Here is an 18,458-nt window from a genome sequence, read left to right on the forward strand (position 1 = left end):
AAGGATAGGTTGTTAGAAATTTAACTAACGAGCGTGTTAGCGATCGAATTTGGTCGCTGACTGATCTCGTCTTCTTTTGATGTGGAATAACTATATATAGAATAAACTCCAGCTGGAAATTAGTATAAATAACTATGTCCTGCTGCCTTCCGCAACCGATTCATTAACGCAGCACCCGCCCCATCTTCAGGGAACGTTTCGCACAAAATGACGTCTACATTTTGTTCGTTAAACTGACGAAGCGTATCATAAAGGGCCTTAGCTACTGTCGCGATATCCCCACGTTGACCACAAGTGAGCACAGCATCTGCTATCAAATCAGCTTTGGAGTCGACTGTAGTCAACACGCCGACCCGCTTTCCTTCACCTTGAAAGCGGTCTATCCACACTTGTAATGTCTTGATTTCACCTTCTACAAGATACAAAGGGGCGTCCGGGGCGTAGTGAGTATACTTCATACCTGGAGACTTGGGAGCTGATGTCACTCCGGTTAAACCCGCATCCAATTCCACATTGCCTATAACGGCGCGGATTTGGTCGGCTGTGATAGAGCCAGGACGTAGAATAATCGGTACTTCCCCTGTGCAATCCACAACCGTCGATTCGATTCCTTCTTCCGTAGGGCCGCCATCCACAACGCCTGCGATACGACCTTGTAAGTCTTGCAGCACATGTTCCGCGCGCGTCGGACTCGGTTTACCAGATGAATTAGCGCTTGGTGCCGCTATCGGGAGCTGTGTTGATTCCAGTAGATTACGTGCGACTGGGTGAGACGGAATCCGGACGGCCACTGTGGACAAGCCAGCTGTTACTCGTGTGGATAACATCGAGGTTTCCGTTACTGGCAAAATAAATGAAATGGGTCCCGGCGCAAAGGCTGCGATCATTTGTTGTGCAAGTGGAGAACCTCTGTCCGCAAATTCATCCATTTGTTCGGGCATACTAACATGCACGATCAGTGGGTTGTCACTCGGTCTACCTTTTGCCTCGAAAATACGCGCCACCGCTTCATCATTCGTCGCATCAGCTCCAAGTCCATACACCGTCTCCGTAGGAAAAGCCACGACCTTTCCTTCTTGGAAGAACGTGGCGACCTCATTTATGATTGATTGTGGATACTCTGTGGATTGTACCGTCCAAATTTTCGTGTTCATAAGCTCAAACTCCTTACCCGTTCAAAAAGGTTCTTTATCGAGTATAAGAGATGTTTACTGATAGAACAAGTCAATGTTATACACAAAATGTGGATAACTCCTATTCACTTGTGGGTAACTCTGTGGATACGTCAAGTGAACGCTTCATAAATAAGAAGTTTTCTTCACGGCTCGCTACAATTTGAGCACCATGTTCACAACCGGAGAGCACCTCTACTGCTTCCACTTCTTCCATCTCTTGAAATCCAAGTACTTGAAATAAGGTAGAGGTAGAGCGGCGATTGGATACTAAGTATACTGTTTCCATCCCCTTTTGCTGGGCAAGTTGGAACGCACCTTCGAACAACGCGAATAAGTCATTCTCAGTAGTTGCCGGTGTTAAGACGAGAGAACGCAAAAGACCAGACCTTTCCATCGGTTCAAGCCCGACCGTTGCGGTCATTTTTCCCTCTTCATTTTCTTGTAGAAGAAAGTGGTCATAGAGCTTGTCCACACCATCTGTTTGTAAGTCAGCTTTTTTAAGAAAGGATTGCAAAGAAAGGATATCTTGTTCTGTTGCGAATCGAATTGTGTTCATATCTTTCACCCTCCAAAGAGATTGTTACTGCATTCTATGGAAGTGATAGAGAGAATAGAACTCGATTTGGTAGATTTCCTCTCTTACCTAGCAAAGTACGGCATCCAGCGCACCCATCATTGTATTCCGTGCATGTTCGGTTTGACTGCTGATGTACTCTTTCCCATTCGGGTGCAATTCATAGGTTCATTCCGATCCCTTTGATTAATTGTTTCATTTATATTTTTTGCGGATACTCAAAACTATTCAGTACATACTACTTAGATGCAAAAAGGGAAACTTGTTTCTGTAGACCCACACGAATTCCCCTTGGTAAGCTATAGAAAGTGTACATAAGATTTGTTAGGGGATGAATTATGGATAGGTATCAAGAATTAAAAATGGCTGAACGTGGTGCATGGGTTAGTATTGGCGCTTATATCATTTTGTCTGCCGCGAAATTATTTTTTGGATATACCTTTAACTCGGAAGCGCTTCGGGCAGATGGTTTAAATAACACCACGGATATCGTGGTCTCTATTGCTGTGTTGATCGGTCTGAGAATATCTCAGAAACCGGCTGATGAAAATCACCGATACGGACACTTTCGCGCAGAGACGATCGCTTCACTGGTGGCCTCGTTTATTATCGCAACTGTAGGTTTAGAGGTATTGTATAACGGCATTGTTTCGATAGTGAATCCTAAACAAGAAGCGCCTAATTTAATTACAGCATGGGTTTCGTTAGGAAGTGCTGTCGTTATGTTTTTTGTGTTTATATACAACAGAAATTTAGCAAGGAGAACCAACAGTCACTCACTCCTAGCTGCCGCTGGAGACAATAAGTCAGATGCCTACGTAAGTATTGGGGTTTTTGTTGGGATCATGGCTTCTCAAATAAATCTGGCTTGGATTGATACGGTCGCAGCGATCATTGTAGGTCTCCTAATTTGCAAAACAGGATGGGATATATTTAAAGAGGCAACGCACTCGCTTACGGACGGATTCAGTGAACGTTCTTTAGAGGAAATCAAGCAAACAATTGAGTTAGTTTCACAGGTGGAAGCATTAAAGGATATTAAGGCGAGGTACTTGGGAAGTGAAGTACATGTAGATATTGTAATCGAGGTGTCACCACATCTAAATGTGCAGGAAAGCCATGAGATTGCGGATGAAATAGAGGAACAGTTGCATAGGAAGCATAACATTGCGCACAGTAACATCCATACAGAACCTGCTAATAATTAAGAAATAATATTCCTAAAAACCCTTCTTTCTTTAAGACTAGAAAGAGGGTTTTTCATTTAAAACAAGTCCAACACCCACTGAAACATTTCCACTAAGAAAAACTTTGCTTGCGGTTTATCGCCTTCTCCATCCACGTACATTGGGTCGTCTTCTACTCCATCTTCCCTTTGCTCTATTTTGACGTCATCGACGCCGTTTCCAGTTTGCGTAGTCATTCCGTTTGAGGAATCAACGAAGCACAGGTTTGGGAACAGGACACACCACCAATTCGATCCTTTTGCTTCTCCTAGCGAAATCAACACCGCTTCATATTCTCCTGCAGGGTATAGCAAGTTTCCGTACAATTTCGTAGGGAATTTAATCATGCCATATTCAACTTTAACATCCTGGTCCAGTCCCGACTCCTCTACCACTCGTTCAGCGATTTTTGTGATTTCTGGTAGTTTCTCTTGCATAACTTTACTCGCTTCGTCGAATGAAGAAGCTCCCTCCATCCACTCGGTAATCGCTATGTTCACTTCATCTCGAACGTCACGCTTCAGTGCTTGATCTACCTCCATGTCACTGTTAGCAAGAATTCGTAATCGCATAGCCTCTTCAGGTATCACGAATCGGCTATTTGCTGTCGCTTCTGTCTTTGGAATCGATAAACTCGCGATCGTGCCGAGCACTAATATACATATATACAAACTAGCAAAGTATTTTTTATTAATTTTCATAATTTGCACCGCCCCTTCACTACACAGTGTGGACAGGCGGTGCTCATCTTAAACTATGAAATTTTAATTTTTATTTTGTGCAAACGGCGTGCAGTTGAAAGCTTCTAGAAAACTACTTGGAACAAAGAAGCGACACGTAACTAACGGATCCACCACTTGAGAGATTTGCGTATGACCAACAGCACTCATCGCCATCGTTAGTTCCGCAAGCGACAAATCAGTATGTGGATGTAAGAAGTCAATCATCTCTTCCACAGCTACTTTCACTGCTTCGTCCAAAGTGTGCTTAGATACTAGAATGGCGAGACCTTCGTCGTTTTGCAAAAACGGGTAGCGTATAGGCTGTTCTTTAACGACGTCCAAAGTCACCTCTACTTTGCCTGGTACTTCAACTCCAGACACCCCGATTTCACCGTCTCCCATCGCTGCATGGAAATCTCCTAGACCAAATAACGCACCTTCAGTAAACACAGGGAAATAGACCGTAGCTCCTTCTGTCATGAGGGTCGTATCCAAGTTTCCACCGTGTGCCCCGGGTGTCCCGTTGTTCACTGGCTCCCCCTCTGGCGCCACCCCAATGACCCCAATCATTTTTTGTACAGGGAATTGAAGGGACGTTGAAAAGGTTACCTTATCTCCTTCAATTGGCAACACCTTTACTGAAAATGAGTCTACTCGATGTCCCATCACACCAAGGTCAGGACCTGTTACCATCACTCCTTGAGCTCCAATGTCTATGGAGTGAATGGTGACAGCTAATACATCGCCCTGCTCAGCACCCTCTACATATACAGGACCTGTTGCTGGATTCACTCGATCCCAATCGAGCTGCTGCATCGTCGTGCTTTCTGATTGAATTTGATCCTCAAAGCAATCGTACGTTTCAATAGCAACACGCTCTCCAGTACGAACGTGCACCTTTGCCTCATTTTCTTTAGAAAAAGCATAGAACGGCTTTCCTTTTTGTAATGTTTTCATGAGTCCCCAACCCTCTCGATCGTATGAATTTTCCGATAGTTTATCATATAAATAGGGCAGATGACCAGTGAGGTAGCTTGTAGACGCTTTCCTTCAATTGCTCTTATCATTTATAAAAGGAGTTAGTGAGCTATAAACTTTTGGCGGTTTTTGTCGATCTATTAAGTAGGGAGTGGGCGCCGTACTTGTTCGCATATTCTCTTCCAACACTATTAGATTCCTTGAGAAAGCTTAGGTGAGACCATGGATAAAACAACATTGATAGGAATAATACTCGGACTCATTGCCGTTGGAGTAGGTATGATTTTGAAAGGAGCCAGTCTTGTTGCACTTTTTAATCCGGCGGCCTTGTTCATTATTCTACTAGGAACAATTGCAGCGGTTACCATCGCCTTCCCATCAAGTGAAATTAAACGAGTTCCTCAATTATTTGGCGTTCTATTCAAGGAGAAAAAGGTGATGTCAATTGAGCAGCTCATCCCCCTTTTTTCTGATTGGGCAACTGTCGCTAGAAAGGAAGGCTTGCTTGCACTTGAAGGCAAGATCTCTACTGTAGAGGATCCCTTCTTAAAAAACGGCTTACGGATGGCTATCGATGGCCAAAGTGCCGAATTCATTCGTGATGTCATGACAGAAGAAATAGAGGCAATGGAAGATCGTCACCAAGCGGGAGCCGCTATTTTTTCTCAAGCGGGAACTTATGCTCCTACACTAGGCGTTCTTGGAGCAGTAATTGGTTTAATCACCGCTTTAACTTATATGGACAATACGGATGAACTAGGAAAGGCCATTTCATCTGCCTTTATCGCGACACTCCTTGGAATCTTTACTGGCTATGTACTGTGGCACCCCTTCGCAAATAAATTAAAAAGAAAATCAAGGCAAGAATTAAAAGTGAGACAAGTCATGATTGAGGGGGTTCTCTCGGTACTTGAGGGACAAACACCTCGTGCTATTGAGCAAAAGTTATCGACTTACCTACCCATTAAAGATAGACAAAAGGTGTTAACAGAGGGTGAGCTAAATGGCTAGAAGAAAAAGGAAAAAGAATGAAGAAGATCATATCGATGAGACGTGGCTGATCCCTTATGCTGACTTACTTACCCTCCTACTGGCATTATTTATTGTCCTTTTTGCAGCAAGTAACGTTGATATTCAGAAATTCAGGCAGATTGCTGAGTCCTTGAACAGTGCCTTTACCGGCGGGACTGGTGTGCTGGAATACGACAGCACACTCCCAGAAAATATACCGGTTGTCACGGAGGAAGAGGAAGAGGAAGAGGAAGAGGAAGAAAAAGAAGAAAAGTCAAAGGAAGAGACTGATCATGAGAGAAATGAGCTTATTCAAGTAAAAGAAAAAATAGATACTTATATAAAAAACAATGAGCTGGATTTACAACTAATAACTGCACTCACTGATGAGGGACTTCTCCTTACTATTCTAAATGATGCACTTTTTGAATCAGGAAGCGATGTTGTGCAGAGTTCAGATGTTGCACTGGCTAGGGAAATCTCTGAGCTCCTTGTCATGAACCCCCCGCGCAACATCATCGTGAGTGGTCATACAGACAATGTGCCCATTCGCAATAGTCAATTCGACAGCAACTGGCACTTAAGCGTGATGCGCGCAGTTAACTTCATGAAAATTTTATTAGAAAATGACGATCTCGACCCACGTTCATTTAGTGCAAAAGGGTTTGGTGAATTCGAACCTATTGCCTCAAACGCAACGGCAGAAGGAAGAATGAAAAATAGACGTGTAGAAATTTTGATTTTGCCTAATGAATAGCACCATGTCTATCCGAGGAAGTGGTTCTCTTTGAAATACATTGAATTCGGTTTAGGGTAACACATGGCTCATTAGGACAGAAGCAGAACATGATGATGGCACAGAAACAGAAGAAAAAGAATCATCGGACCAATCAAATGCCACTCCATATATATTCGGTTTTGGATTAGGGAAACTGTGTTTATTTTGGACTTAAAAGAAGGATTCAAAAGAAATAAGAAGAAACGTAGTGCATTTAAAGCTGTGGTTGGTAGTCTGGATATGTGATGAATTAGTTTGGTTTGGATTTACGCGTTGGCCTTCGTTCAATTCCACACATCAAAAAACGACAACCAGCATACGCCAGTCATCGTCATCACACCTTATTTGCTAGACTGAATAATCTCATCAATAATCCCATACTCTTTTGCTTCCTGCGCGCTCATGAAGTAATCGCGATCCGAGTCTGTAGTCACCTTCTCCAACGGTTGGCCCGTTCGCTCTGAAATAATGTGGTTTACTCGTTCTCGGAGCTTCAGGATGCGTCGTGCGGAAATCTCGATCTCTGTCGCTTGCCCTCTTGCCCCTCCTAATGGTTGGTGAATCATGATCTCACTGTTCGGGAGTGCGAATCGCTTTCCCTTCCCCCCAGCGAGCAATAGCATCGCACCGAATGAAGCGGCAAATCCTGTACAAACAGTGCGTACATCAGGTTCAATGTATTGCATCGTGTCAAAAATAGCGAAACCTGCAGATGTCGATCCACCTGGACTGTTAATATATAGGGTGATGTCTTTCTCTGGATTATCAGCAGCCAAAAAGAGCAGCTGCGCGACAATGGAATTTGCCATGTGGTCGTTAATTTCATCACCAACCATAATAATTCGGTCTTTTAACAGTCGCGAATATATGTCATACGAACGCTCTCCACGGCTCGATTGTTCAATCACATACGGAATTGTAGTCATCATGTACTCCTCCTATTTGTTTAAGCTGCCATACAGACGGCGCCAGAAGGAGTGCACGTGCGCATGTGTTGTTTTGCGAGTAGAATAGGAACGGTTTGCCCCAGGCGTAAGGAATGTAACGACGGAAGCACTTCGAGTAGTCGCTTTGGGTCTTGTGAGTGAATGGTGGTGTAGAGAAGGTCTGTAAATGCCTCTCGATCGTAGTCAATCCAGAATCGATCTGCAGATTGCCCTTGTTGCCCTTCTGTCGCCCTTCTCAAGCGTTCATTTGCCCGATGCAATGTGGATTTAATCGCGGTATCCGTTGTGTCAAACAGGTCTGCGATTTCTTTGACTTGAAATCCAAACGCTTCTTTCAAAAGAAAGCTGACGGACTGCTTGGGAGTTAACGTGTTCACTAACAGCTGAACTAAATCGGTTGAGTTTTCACTAGAAGATTGCTCCGTATCAATTACTTCAGGAGCAGATTCCAGCGTCTCCCTTTTTGACTTTCTGACGTGATCGATCCAACTGTTGTGTGCAATTTTTTTATAAAAGGCAAGACTCGTGTCAGGATGCACAACGTTCTTTTTCCATGCTTTCACGATCGTTTCCTGTACAAGATCCTCGGCATCCCACTTATTTGAAGTAAGAAAGCGGCAATACGGCAGTACCTTTTCGTACAAATCCTCCACATGCTTCTCTTGTACAACACCCAAAATCTGTTCCTCATATTGACCAAGCTTGGTAAGCAATGAAACCACTCCTTTGTGCGCGCGTCTGTACTCTATAAACGGATGAGTTCATCAAAAGGATACGGGTGGATTGAAATTTTTCCTTGTTGGTTTCATTATATTCTAGGAAAAGCTGTAGAGACAAAAAAACGGGTATGTGATCGTATCTGAAACCCCTGCTCTAAGTCTGCGCAACCACTCCCTAAGTCTGAGCAAATCCCCATAAGTCTGCGCATCCGCTCCTAAGTCTGAGCAAATCCCCATAAGTCTGCGCATCCGCTCCTGAGTCTGAGCAAATCCCCATAAGTCTGCGCATCCGCTCCCTAAGTCTGAGCAAATCCCCATAAGTCTGAGCAACCACTCCTAAGTCTGAGCAAATCCCCATAAGTCTGAGCAACCACTCCCTAAGTCTGAGCAAATCCCCATAAGTCTGCGCAACCACTCCTAAGTCTGAGCAAATCCCCATAAGTCTGCGCATCCACTCCCTAAGTCTGAGCAAATCCCCATAAGTCTGCGCATCCACTCCCTGAGTCTGAGCAAATCCCCATAAGTCTGCGCATGTTCGCGCGTGTAGAATCCGCATTTATATCCGTGCCACCACAATCCGATCCTTCCCATTTATATCCTGCTTCACTGTCACAGTTGCTTCTGGATATGTACGCAAAATAAGATGACTCACTGCTTCAGCTTGCGTATAGCCAATCTCAAAGGCGAGTATCCCGTGGCGGCGTAACACGGCAGGCGATTGCTTTATGATGCGACGATAGGCCTCCAATCCATCCTCCTCAGCAAACAACGCCAGGTGAGGCTCGTAATCCCGGACAGTGTCTGACAAATCAGGTGCTTCCCTGTGAGCAATGTACGGTGGATTGGACACGATCACGTCGACCTGTTGTCCAGCGTCTACAAGCGGAGTGAGCAGATCCCCTTCAAAAAAGCGGCAGCCAGCTTCTAAACTTTGGGCGTTCACTCGTGCGACCTGCAGTGCTTCACTAGATAAGTCTGTAGCGAACACCTGCCATTCCGGGCGTTCCACTTGCAACGTCACCGCAATTGCACCAGAACCGACCCCTACATCGACAACGGTTACATCGCGCTTTCCTGAAGTCTCCTCCAACACCGCCACCACCAATTCCTCCGTCTCTGGCCGCGGAATGAGCACGTGGGAATTCACCGTAAACTTTCTGCCATAAAACCATTCGTAGCCATACAGATGTTGAATCGGCTCACCATTTGCATGGCGGTGCACCCATTCTGTAAACGTCGTATTCTGCCCCTCTGTTAAAACGTCTTGTTCGCGCAAAATCAGCTCGCTAAACGAGGACAAACCTAATAACTCGCGTAGCATCCAATTGGCCGCGTTTGCTTCTCTACCCTCTTTTTCCAAAAAAGAAGAAGCCCACTGCAAGGCTTCTCGAATTGTTCTCCCCATTTAATTCCCTTCTTCCGCTTGTTCTAACCGCGAAGATTGGTCTGCAAAAACGAGTGCATCCACGATTTCATCTAATTTTCCCTCGAGAATTTGGTCAAGCTTTTGGATCGTTAAGCCGATACGGTGATCCGTCACGCGGTTTTGTGGGAAATTGTACGTGCGAATCCGTTCAGATCGATCTCCAGAACCGACAGCTGTTTTGCGCTGTGCATCGTACTCTGCTTGAGCCTCTTTTTGGAACATGTCGTACACACGGGCACGCAAAACCTTCATCGCTTTTTCTTTGTTCTTAATTTGCGACTTCTCGTCCTGGCAGCTCACGACGACTCCTGTTGGTACGTGGGTTAATCGGACAGCAGACATCGTGGTGTTAACGCTTTGTCCTCCTGGTCCGCTGGAGGTAAACGTATCGACACGAATATCCTTATCGTGAATATCTACTTCTACTTCTTCAGCTTCTGGCAAACAAGCAACAGTCGCTGTAGACGTATGGATTCGACCACCAGATTCCGTTTCAGGAACGCGTTGCACACGGTGAGCACCGTTTTCGAACTTCATCTTGGAATAAGCGCCTTTTCCATTGATCATAAAGATAATCTCTTTAAAGCCACCTAGACCTGTAGCCGCTGAATCAATGACTTCTATTTTCCATCCTTGCGTTTCAGCATAACGAGCGTACATGCGGTATAGGTTGCCCGCAAAAAGGGCGGCTTCATCTCCACCGGCCGCACCCCGTACTTCCATAATCACGTTCTTTTCATCGTTCGGGTCTTTCGGAACGAGCAACAGTTTCAATTTGTCTTCAAGCTCTGAAATTTGTTCTTCAAGCTCACTAATCTCTTCCTTTACCATGTCACGCATGTCTGCGTCTAACTTATCTTCCAGCATCGCCTTCGCGTCATCGAATTGAGATTTTGCCTCTTTGTACATTCGATACGTTGCCACTGTATCGGCTATATCGGACTGTTCCTTCGAATATTCACGAAGTTTGTTTGTATCACTAATGATTTCAGGGTCGCTTAATAACCCATTTAACTTTTCATAACGTTCTTCTACCGATTGTAATCGATCAAACATTCCTTTTCACCTCTACCGTTATCCACTTTTGTCATTATAGTATACGGCAGACTGTTCGGTCAAAGTGCATCACGAGCAAATCGCTTTCCAACTAGCTATTTTCCTTGAAATCTGACACAAAATTCGAGGCGTGTCAGTTCCCTAAGGTTGTTCTGTGAGTTTTAGTCTAATGTCGTATCGTGGTAATGCCATTACGAGAGCCTCGTATAGGTTGTCGTGAGCTTCATTTACTTTTTCTTTCGACATGTTGCCGGCGTAGTTTGCCTTTACCCGCATCGTATTTCCGTCAATGAAAACAGCATCCGGAATGTAGCCTGCACGCTCAATGACTCCCTCAGCCTTTTCTTGGTCTGTCCCTCTATCTGGTCTCTCCTCATCTAAATCCAAAAAGTTTGGGTTTTGGTTCGTATTCAAGCGGGGATCGTCAGTTAAGTCCCGCGTATACACATCTTCTCCTTGTTTACCAGTTCCCATAAGTTGGGTTCCGTTCGTATCGTTATGCTCTGTGTATACTGAATCTTGAGCGGTATTATTGCATCCCGCTACAAAGAACAGTGTGACTACTATTCCAATTGATTTCCACACAAAAAAGCACCTCCTACCCGTAGCGTGCGCGTTTTCGCAACGCTTCATGCTGGAAAGAGTAAGGAAGTGCTGATAATTGAGTTAAGTTATGGTTTCGTTGTATGCATCAGTGGTTTATACTCGAGGGCTGGCGACCCTGGCACCTCATGGTGGTGTCTACACCTTGGTTCGTATGACTCACTGGCTCCGACAAGAATGATCGGATCATCGTAGGAAGCTGGAGCTCCGTTAATGAGTCGTTGTGTGCGACTAGCTGGGCTACCACAAACCGCACAAACAGCGTGCAACTTTGTTACCTGTTCTGCCAAAGAAAGCAATGTAGGCATTGGTCCAAATGGTTCTCCGCGGAAATCTTGATCTAAGCCTGCCACGACAACGCGGATTCCTTCATCAGCTAATTGGGTGCACACAGTGATAAGCGAATCGTCCATGAATTGAGCTTCGTCAATCGCTACAACATGTGTATCCTCATCCACATGTGCCAGAATCTCCTCTGGTGATGTGACAGGAAAAGCTGCTACTTGGTCACCACTGTGAGAGACGACGGCCACCTCACTGTAACGGTTGTCCAAACTTGGCTTAAACACCTTTACGTTTTCTTTTGCAAATTGTGCCCGTTCGACTTGTTTAATAAGCTGTTCTGACTTACCTGAGAACATACTTCCACAGATCAATTCAAGCCAGCCGGATTGTTTCATCACCCACATGTTGCCGTCGTCCTCCCGTTCTCTCGAGTCTATGTAATAGCTATCATTTAGCCCTTTTTATAATAAGGCTGTTTTCGTATTCTTTGTTGTTTTTACTAAACCAGCCTATGACAAAAAGGTTTTATAACAAAGAAAAACAGGCAAGAGCCTCTTGCCTGTTTGTTCTCGTCTTACTTAAGGCCATATTTTTTGTTAAATCTATCCACACGACCGTCTGCAGAAGCAAAACGTTGACGACCTGTGTAGAATGGATGACATTCAGAGCAAGTCTCTACGCGAATGTCTTCTTTGACAGATCCTGTTTCAAACTCGTTTCCACAAGAGCAAGTCACTTTTGCTTTCTTATATCCTGGATGAATACCTTGTTTCATCATTTTCACTCCTTTGCCCTGAATCATACTGAGACAGAGTTCAATTAGGCGAAGGGTTATCCCTTTCACCAACAACTTCACTCATTATAACAACGCTTGCTCAATATTTCAAGTTGTCCACAGCAGGAAATATTAGTTTGTTGTTCTACGATGATTCTGCTTCATCTCATCACCGAGCGTATCGTAAAAGTCCTCATTCGTTTTACTTTGGCGGAGCTTTCGCAGCAATTTTTCAGCAAAGTCAGGTGAATCAGACATTGTTTTGCGTATCGCCCACAATTTCTCAAGATGAGACTTGTCAATAAGCAATTCTTCTTTTCGTGTACCAGAACGACGAATGTCGATAGCAGGGAAAATACGACGTTCTGCTAAGTGTCTATCAAGGTGGAGCTCCATATTCCCTGTCCCTTTAAACTCTTCGTAAATCACATCGTCCATGCGAGATCCCGTGTCGACTAAAGCTGTTGCTAAGATCGTCAAGCTACCACCTTCTTCAATGTTACGTGCAGCACCGAAGAAACGTTTCGGACGGTGAAACGCGGCAGGGTCAATCCCACCTGATAACGTACGACCGCTCGGAGGAATCACTAAGTTATAGGCACGGGCTAAACGAGTGATACTATCCATTAAAATCACAACATCTCGCTTGTGTTCAACGAGACGCATAGCACGTTCTAAAACGAGCTCAGCTACTTTAATATGATTTTCTGGAACCTCATCAAATGTAGAAGACACAACGTCTCCCGCAACCGACCTCTCAATGTCGGTTACTTCTTCTGGGCGCTCATCGATTAACAGTACGATCAGTTCCGCGTCAGGATGGTTCGATGTAATACTGCTTGCAATCTCTTTAATGAGCATCGTCTTACCTGCTTTTGGTGGTGCTACAATAAGACCACGTTGCCCAAATCCGACTGGCGTCATAATATCCATAATCCGTGTAGACAAATTGTGTGGTGTATTCTCCATCAGCATGTGCCGATCCGGATACAAAGGGGTTAGCGCAGGGAAATGGACACGTTCTTTTGCTGTCTCTGGATCGTCACCGTTGACTGCTTCCACGTGGAGGAGGCCGTAATACCGCTCATTCTCTTTTGGAGGACGAACTTTACCAGACACCTTGTCCCCGTTACGTAAATCAAAGCGTCGAATTTGTGATGCAGAGATGTAAATGTCTTCAGAGCTTGGCGAGTAATTGATCGGGCGTAGGAAACCAAAGCCTTCCGATTGGATAATTTCTAAAACGCCATCCATAAAGAAATATCCTTCTTGCTCCGCACGAGCTTTAAGAATAGCAAAAATAAGTTCTTTTTTTGTCAGCTTGCTGTAATACGAAATTTTATACTTGCGAGCGAGCTCGTATAAGTCTTTTAATTTCATATTTTCTAATCCGTAAAATGTCAGTTCTTCTAGCATAATTCCACCACTTTTTTTAGTTTTCGGGAAATCGTTTGTACTATTAGGTAAGGATGATTTTTATTTGGGGTAAGGCAGGCAAACTGATTCATTATACGCACATTAGATGCCAACTAAAGATTACGACGTCCTATTAGAGAACGACCGTGACCTTGGGCTCGCCTTTGCGTAAAAATTTACCTACTTACGTCCTGTGAACGAGAGGAGATATTGAAGCATTCTTTCGTTGTGAACTTTATAGCAGTTCCCCAACTGCTCGTACTCTCGACAGAGTGATTATACTTTATATTTCGAGACAGAGAGGAACTTTTCCTGTTAAGTCAGCAAAAATGAACTAACAATTTTTCGAAAAAGTTCACTCTCCCATCTTTTTCTAACCGCGCATAACAAGATTGGGTTTTTTCTGGAGACTATGACGTCCGTCAACAAATCGAACGGTGCCACTTTTCGCACGCATAACAACAGAATGCGTTGCTCCGTAAGTTCCTTTAAACTGAACACCTTTAAGTAGTTCACCGTCTGTAACTCCAGTCGCAGCAAAAATGGCGTCATCGCCACGCACCAAATCTTCCATCAGAAGTACTTTCGTCACGTCGACTCCCATTTTTCCGCAACGCGTTCGTTCTTCTTCAGTTTGTGGAAGCAATCTTCCTTGGATCTCACCACCAAGACATTTTAAAGCAACGGCCGCTAAAACGCCTTCTGGTGCTCCACCTGATCCGAACAAGATGTCAACCCCTGTGTGGTCAAAAGCAGTGTTGATCGCACCAGCCACATCACCGTCTTCAATCAGCTTAATGCGCGCACCAGCTTCTCGTAATTCAGCGATAATGTGTTCATGTCGCTTACGGTTTAGCACAGTCGCCACGACATCTTCAACGTCTTTATTTTTAGATCGTGCGACGGCCTTTAAATTTTCTGTGACTGATCGGTTAATATCAATTTTGCCAACTGCTTCTGGCCCTACTGCAATTTTATCCATGTACATATCGGGTGCGTGCAATAATTGACCATGATCGGCCACCGCTAGAACGGCTAAAGCATTCCAGCCACCTGATGCGACGATGTTTGTCCCTTCAAGCGGATCGACAGCAACGTCTACACGCGGACCATACCCTGTGCCAAGTTTTTCGCCGATATACAACATCGGCGCTTCATCCATTTCACCTTCTCCGATGACTACGGTTCCTTTCATCGGTATCGTGTCAAACACATCACGCATGGCAGATGTCGCTGCATCATCCGCTTCCTCTTTGCAGCCTCTGCCCATCCAACGTGCAGAAGCAAGTGCTGCCGCTTCTGTAACTCGAACTAATTCCATCGATAAGCTTCGTTCCATGTGCCATTCCTCTCCTTTGATGTCACTTCATTCGAAAAGCGTACCTACAGAGAAGACCTTTTCATCTGGGGAACAGGGCACCACCTTGATCACACGTTCATTGTCCCGAGGCACTCGCCATGCATCAGTCGTTAAGTACGGCTCCTACATGTTTTTTTTGTGTAAACAATCCTCAACAACATTATACCAAAAATACGCCCCTGCCGTTTACGATTGTTCAATTTGTTCCAATTCTTCTTGAGTCATTGGTTCTCTCCAGATTTGCGCTCCCAGCCCTTCCAGTTTTTCAACGAGCTGGCTGTAGCCTCGATCAATATGTTCAAGTCCGGTTACCTCAGTAATGCCTTTAGCAAGCAGACCCGCGATGACAAGGCACGCCCCCGCCCTTAAGTCACTTGCCTTTACTTTAGCACCTTCAAGTTGGGTCGGACCTGTAATAATAGAAGAACGACCTTCTACTTTCACTTTGGCATTCATTCTTCGCAGTTCATCTATGTGCTTAAAACGGGCAGAATAGATCGTATCGGTCACCACGCTCGTCCCGACAGCATGCGTCAATAAAGCTGAAAACGGTTGTTGCAAATCTGTAGGAAAACCTGGGTAAACAAGTGTTTTAATATCAACAGGAAGCAGTTGGTCGCCCGGTTCTACAAACATTTGATCGTCACTCGTTTCAATCCGGACACCCATTTCTCTCAACTTAGCCGTGAGGGACTCCAAATGTTGTGGAATCACGTTGTCCAAGAGGAGTCCATCTCCAATAGCTGCACCTAGAATCATAAACGTCCCTGCTTCAATGCGGTCCGGAATAATTGTATGGCGGCAGCCTTCGAGTCGATCTACACCTTCAATACGAATGACGTCTGTCCCTGCTCCCTTAATCTTTGCACCCATGCTTGTTAAGAGGGTCGCGACATCAATAATTTCCGGTTCTTTAGCAGCATTTTCAATGATGGTTTTTCCTTTAGCACGCACAGCCGCTAACATAATATTAATCGTCGCTCCTACGCTCACTACGTCTAGGTAGATTCGTGCTCCACGTAGTTCATCTGCACGCAAGTAGATAGCTCCTTGTTCGTTTGTAACCTTTGCTCCAAGTGCTTCAAAACCTTTTATATGCTGATCAATTGGTCGAGGCCCAAGATGACAGCCCCCAGGTAAGCCAATGACAGCCTTTTTAAATCGCCCAAGCATAGCACCCATTAGGTAATAGGAAGCTCGTAGTTTTTTTACTTTCCCGTTCGGAAGAGGCATGGCAACCATTTCTCGAGGGTTGACCGTCATATCCTGACCATCTAGCGATACCTCTCCCCCGATTTCTTCTAACAACGCTTGCAACATCGCAACATCGGAAATGTTTGGTAACCCTTCAATGGTCACAGGGGACTCGGCCAAAATTGTAGCGGGAATGAGGGCAACCGCACTATTTTTCGCTCCGCTAATTCGGACCGTTCCCTTTAATGGGGTTCCACCTGCAATCATGAGTTTTTCCATGGTAGACTCCTTCCTCTTTCCTAATCCAATATTTACCATCCTAAATTTCGACAGTATCTGTTCACTAGTGTACACAATTTACCACAAATCATGTATCAATTGCCAATAAATTTGGAATCCATTCATTAGACCTAGTTTTTACTTTTGTCCACCGAATGCGCTATTCCAATCGTCAAGAAAAGCTTTGAGACCTTGATCAGTAAGCGGATGCTTTAACAACTTCGGAAATACATTTGCAGGAACGGTCGCTATATGTGCTCCCCGCATAGCAGCACCTAATACGTGTTGTGGATGACGAACAGATGCCGCGATGATTTCTGTTTTAATGCCGTGTAGATCAAAAAGTTGTGCAATATCTTCTACAAGCTGCAATCCGTCATGTCCAATATCATCCAATCTGCCAATAAACGGAGAAACATACGTAGCACCCGCACGTGCGGCAAGAAGAGCTTGTTGTGCAGAAAAAACTAAAGTAACGTTTGTAGCAATGTTTTCTTTTGATAACGAGTGCACAGCTTGGAGACCGTCTTTTGTCATTGGAATTTTCACCGTCACATTTGGAGCGATCGCAGCTAACCGTTTTCCTTCTTCCACCATTCCCACGGCGTCCGTTGCTAATACTTCGGCGCTTACAGAACCATCTATCACGCTTGTAATCTCTTTGATCCTATCCTCAAATGCGACGCCTTCCTTTGCCACAAGTGTTGGATTTGTCGTTACTCCCGCAACAATACCTGTTGCTGCCCATTCCTTTATTTCCTCAACATTCGCACTATCAATAAACCATTTCATTACCATCCATCCCCTTTGTCAGTATTTGTTTAGTACCATACAAGAAAGTAGAGAAAGCTGTGCAACGTGAGGAAGGGCTGACTCGTCATTTCTGTGAGTCAGCCCTTCTTCTGTATGTCTTAAAGGCACATGCATGCCCCGAAGAGCACAAATATTCCTTTGCGAAAAAATTCGCGAGGGATACTATGCTTTTCCAGAAGAACCGAACTCGCGCATTTTTCCGATGACTGTTTCTTTAATGGCATCACGCGCTGGTCCTAAATACTTCCGTGGATCATACAAATCCGTTTTTTCTGCAAGCACTTCTCGAACTTTTCTTGCAGAAGCAATTTGGTTCTCTGTATTGACATTAATTTTAGCTGTGCCGAGCGAAATAGCTTTTTGAATATCTTTCGTCGGAATCCCTGTACCCCCGTGAAGAACTAGTGGAATTCCCGTCAGTTCCATAACTTCTTTCATACGATCAAAGCCAAGATTTGGTTCGCCTTTATATGGCCCATGAACGGATCCAAGCGCTGGTGCAAAGCAGTCAACATTTGTTTCACGTACTAACTGATCACACTCTGCAGGAATTGCGTACGCTGCTTGGGCATCTTCTACCACTAGGTCGTCTTCTTGCCCACCAATCCGGCCGAGTTCCGCCTCAACAGAAACCCCGTGAATGTGTGCCAGCTCGACCACTTTCTTCGTCAAGGCTATGTTTTCTTCAAGAGGATGGTGTGAACCGTCAATCATGACAGAGGTAAACCCTGCCTGAATTGCCTCCGCACATTTTTCAAAACTAGAACCATGATCCAGGTGAATCGCGACTGGAACCGTCACATTGTAGTCTTCCATAAGACCCTTTACGATGGCCACAGTTGTTTTAAACCCACCCATATAACGTGCAGCTCCCTCGCTCACTCCTAGAATGACTGGGGATTTTTCTTCTTCTGCTGCTTGTAAAATAGCTTGTGTAAATTCAAGGTTATTTAAGTTGAACTGACCCACTGCGTAACTTTTTTCTTTTGCAATTTGCAGCATTTCTCGCATTGAAACTAAAGGCATGTTTCCGTTTCCTCCTTCAATCCATGGTACTAACCTGTACATTCCTCTCCTCCATCTTTTCCTAACCTGGAGAATTCATGTATAAAGGTTTTCAT

At 44.7% G+C, this 18,458-nt stretch carries 20 protein-coding genes; 4 read left to right on the forward strand and 16 right to left on the reverse strand.

All coding sequences use genetic code 11. From position 1 onward, the window contains the following. Window positions 1–119 precede the first annotated feature (119 nt). Together HHK01_RS14100 and HHK01_RS14105 are read right to left on the reverse strand one after the other, a co-directional pair. A complete protein-coding gene (locus tag HHK01_RS14100) occupies window positions 120–1,154 on the reverse strand; it encodes an L-threonylcarbamoyladenylate synthase (protein WP_170008367.1) in 1,035 nt (344 codons plus the stop codon). Window positions 1,155–1,254: 100 nt separating this feature from the next. Then, the gene (locus HHK01_RS14105; protein ID WP_170008368.1) at window positions 1,255–1,731 is read right to left on the reverse strand and encodes a hypothetical protein; all 477 of its coding nucleotides are present in this window, start codon (window positions 1,729–1,731) and stop codon (window positions 1,255–1,257) included. 356 nt (window positions 1,732–2,087) lie between these two features. Here HHK01_RS14105 and HHK01_RS14110 point away from each other — a divergent pair, with 356 nt between their 5' ends. Then, window positions 2,088–2,957, forward strand: a complete 870-nt coding sequence (locus tag HHK01_RS14110; protein WP_170008369.1) for a cation diffusion facilitator family transporter — start codon at window positions 2,088–2,090, stop codon at window positions 2,955–2,957. Between the two features lie 56 nt (window positions 2,958–3,013). Here HHK01_RS14110 and spoIIR read toward each other — a convergent pair whose 3' ends face one another. Next, window positions 3,014–3,676, reverse strand: a complete 663-nt coding sequence (gene spoIIR / locus HHK01_RS14115; RefSeq protein WP_170008370.1) for a stage II sporulation protein R — start codon at window positions 3,674–3,676, stop codon at window positions 3,014–3,016. Window positions 3,677–3,739: 63 nt separating this feature from the next. After that, window positions 3,740–4,654 (reverse strand): acetamidase/formamidase family protein, encoded by a 915-nt coding sequence (locus HHK01_RS14120; RefSeq protein ID WP_170008371.1) that lies wholly within the window; start codon window positions 4,652–4,654, stop codon window positions 3,740–3,742. 243 nt (window positions 4,655–4,897) lie between these two features. Between HHK01_RS14120 and motA the strand changes: the two genes are divergently transcribed. The 3 genes from motA (at window position 4,898) to HHK01_RS15985 (ending at window position 6,710) form a co-directional block, all read left to right on the forward strand. Then, the gene (gene motA / locus HHK01_RS14125; RefSeq protein WP_170008372.1) at window positions 4,898–5,686 is read left to right on the forward strand and encodes a flagellar motor stator protein MotA; all 789 of its coding nucleotides are present in this window, start codon (window positions 4,898–4,900) and stop codon (window positions 5,684–5,686) included. Continuing rightward, entirely contained in the window at window positions 5,679–6,443 is a 765-nt protein-coding gene (gene motB / locus HHK01_RS14130; protein WP_170008373.1) for a flagellar motor protein MotB, read from the forward strand. The genes motA and motB overlap by 8 nt, the downstream gene beginning before the upstream one ends. A 123-nt stretch (window positions 6,444–6,566) precedes the next feature. Then, window positions 6,567–6,710 carry a DUF3977 family protein gene (locus HHK01_RS15985; protein WP_407646965.1) on the forward strand — a complete coding sequence of 48 codons (144 nt, stop codon included), beginning with the start codon at window positions 6,567–6,569 and terminating at the stop codon, window positions 6,708–6,710. Window positions 6,711–6,805: 95 nt separating this feature from the next. On the opposite strand, the gene clpP is transcribed toward HHK01_RS15985, so the two are convergent. From clpP to HHK01_RS14195, 12 genes are all read right to left on the reverse strand, one after another. After that, entirely contained in the window at window positions 6,806–7,390 is a 585-nt protein-coding gene (gene clpP, locus HHK01_RS14140; RefSeq protein WP_170008821.1) for an ATP-dependent Clp endopeptidase proteolytic subunit ClpP, read from the reverse strand. A 20-nt stretch (window positions 7,391–7,410) separates the two neighbouring features. After that, window positions 7,411–8,124, reverse strand: a complete 714-nt coding sequence (locus HHK01_RS14145) for a sigma-70 family RNA polymerase sigma factor (protein ID WP_170008374.1) — start codon at window positions 8,122–8,124, stop codon at window positions 7,411–7,413. Between the two features lie 562 nt (window positions 8,125–8,686). Continuing rightward, complete coding sequence (prmC, locus tag HHK01_RS14150) at window positions 8,687–9,535, reverse strand: peptide chain release factor N(5)-glutamine methyltransferase (RefSeq protein WP_170008375.1); 849 nt, start codon at window positions 9,533–9,535, stop codon at window positions 8,687–8,689. Continuing rightward, window positions 9,536–10,612 carry a peptide chain release factor 1 gene (gene prfA, locus HHK01_RS14155; RefSeq protein ID WP_170008376.1) on the reverse strand — a complete coding sequence of 359 codons (1,077 nt, stop codon included), beginning with the start codon at window positions 10,610–10,612 and terminating at the stop codon, window positions 9,536–9,538. Window positions 10,613–10,753: 141 nt separating this feature from the next. Then, window positions 10,754–11,197, reverse strand: a complete 444-nt coding sequence (locus HHK01_RS14160) for a hypothetical protein (protein WP_170008377.1) — start codon at window positions 11,195–11,197, stop codon at window positions 10,754–10,756. An 86-nt stretch (window positions 11,198–11,283) separates the two neighbouring features. After that, entirely contained in the window at window positions 11,284–11,904 is a 621-nt protein-coding gene (locus HHK01_RS14165; protein ID WP_170008378.1) for a thymidine kinase, read from the reverse strand. 170 nt (window positions 11,905–12,074) lie between these two features. Further along, a complete protein-coding gene (gene rpmE, locus HHK01_RS14170; RefSeq protein ID WP_170008822.1) occupies window positions 12,075–12,275 on the reverse strand; it encodes a 50S ribosomal protein L31 in 201 nt (66 codons plus the stop codon). Between the two features lie 132 nt (window positions 12,276–12,407). Next, a complete protein-coding gene (gene rho / locus HHK01_RS14175; protein WP_170008379.1) occupies window positions 12,408–13,691 on the reverse strand; it encodes a transcription termination factor Rho in 1,284 nt (427 codons plus the stop codon). A 373-nt stretch (window positions 13,692–14,064) separates the two neighbouring features. Beyond that, entirely contained in the window at window positions 14,065–15,030 is a 966-nt protein-coding gene (gene glpX / locus HHK01_RS14180; protein WP_170008380.1) for a class II fructose-bisphosphatase, read from the reverse strand. A 207-nt stretch (window positions 15,031–15,237) separates the two neighbouring features. Next, window positions 15,238–16,524: a UDP-N-acetylglucosamine 1-carboxyvinyltransferase gene (locus HHK01_RS14185; RefSeq protein ID WP_170008381.1), complete on the reverse strand. Its 1,287-nt coding sequence runs from the start codon at window positions 16,522–16,524 to the stop codon at window positions 15,238–15,240. A 138-nt stretch (window positions 16,525–16,662) separates the two neighbouring features. Then, window positions 16,663–17,316, reverse strand: coding sequence for a fructose-6-phosphate aldolase (gene fsa / locus HHK01_RS14190; protein ID WP_170008382.1), 654 nt, complete (start codon window positions 17,314–17,316; stop codon window positions 16,663–16,665). Window positions 17,317–17,499: 183 nt separating this feature from the next. Then, on the reverse strand, window positions 17,500–18,363 hold the full coding sequence (locus tag HHK01_RS14195; protein ID WP_170008383.1) for a class II fructose-bisphosphate aldolase: 864 nt from the start codon (window positions 18,361–18,363) through the stop codon (window positions 17,500–17,502). Window positions 18,364–18,458: the final 95 nt, after the last annotated feature.

The sequence above is a fragment of the Bacillus fonticola genome, from assembly GCF_012955605.1.
Taxonomy (GTDB): Bacteria; Bacillota; Bacilli; order Bacillales; family JC228; genus Bacillus_CG; species Bacillus_CG fonticola.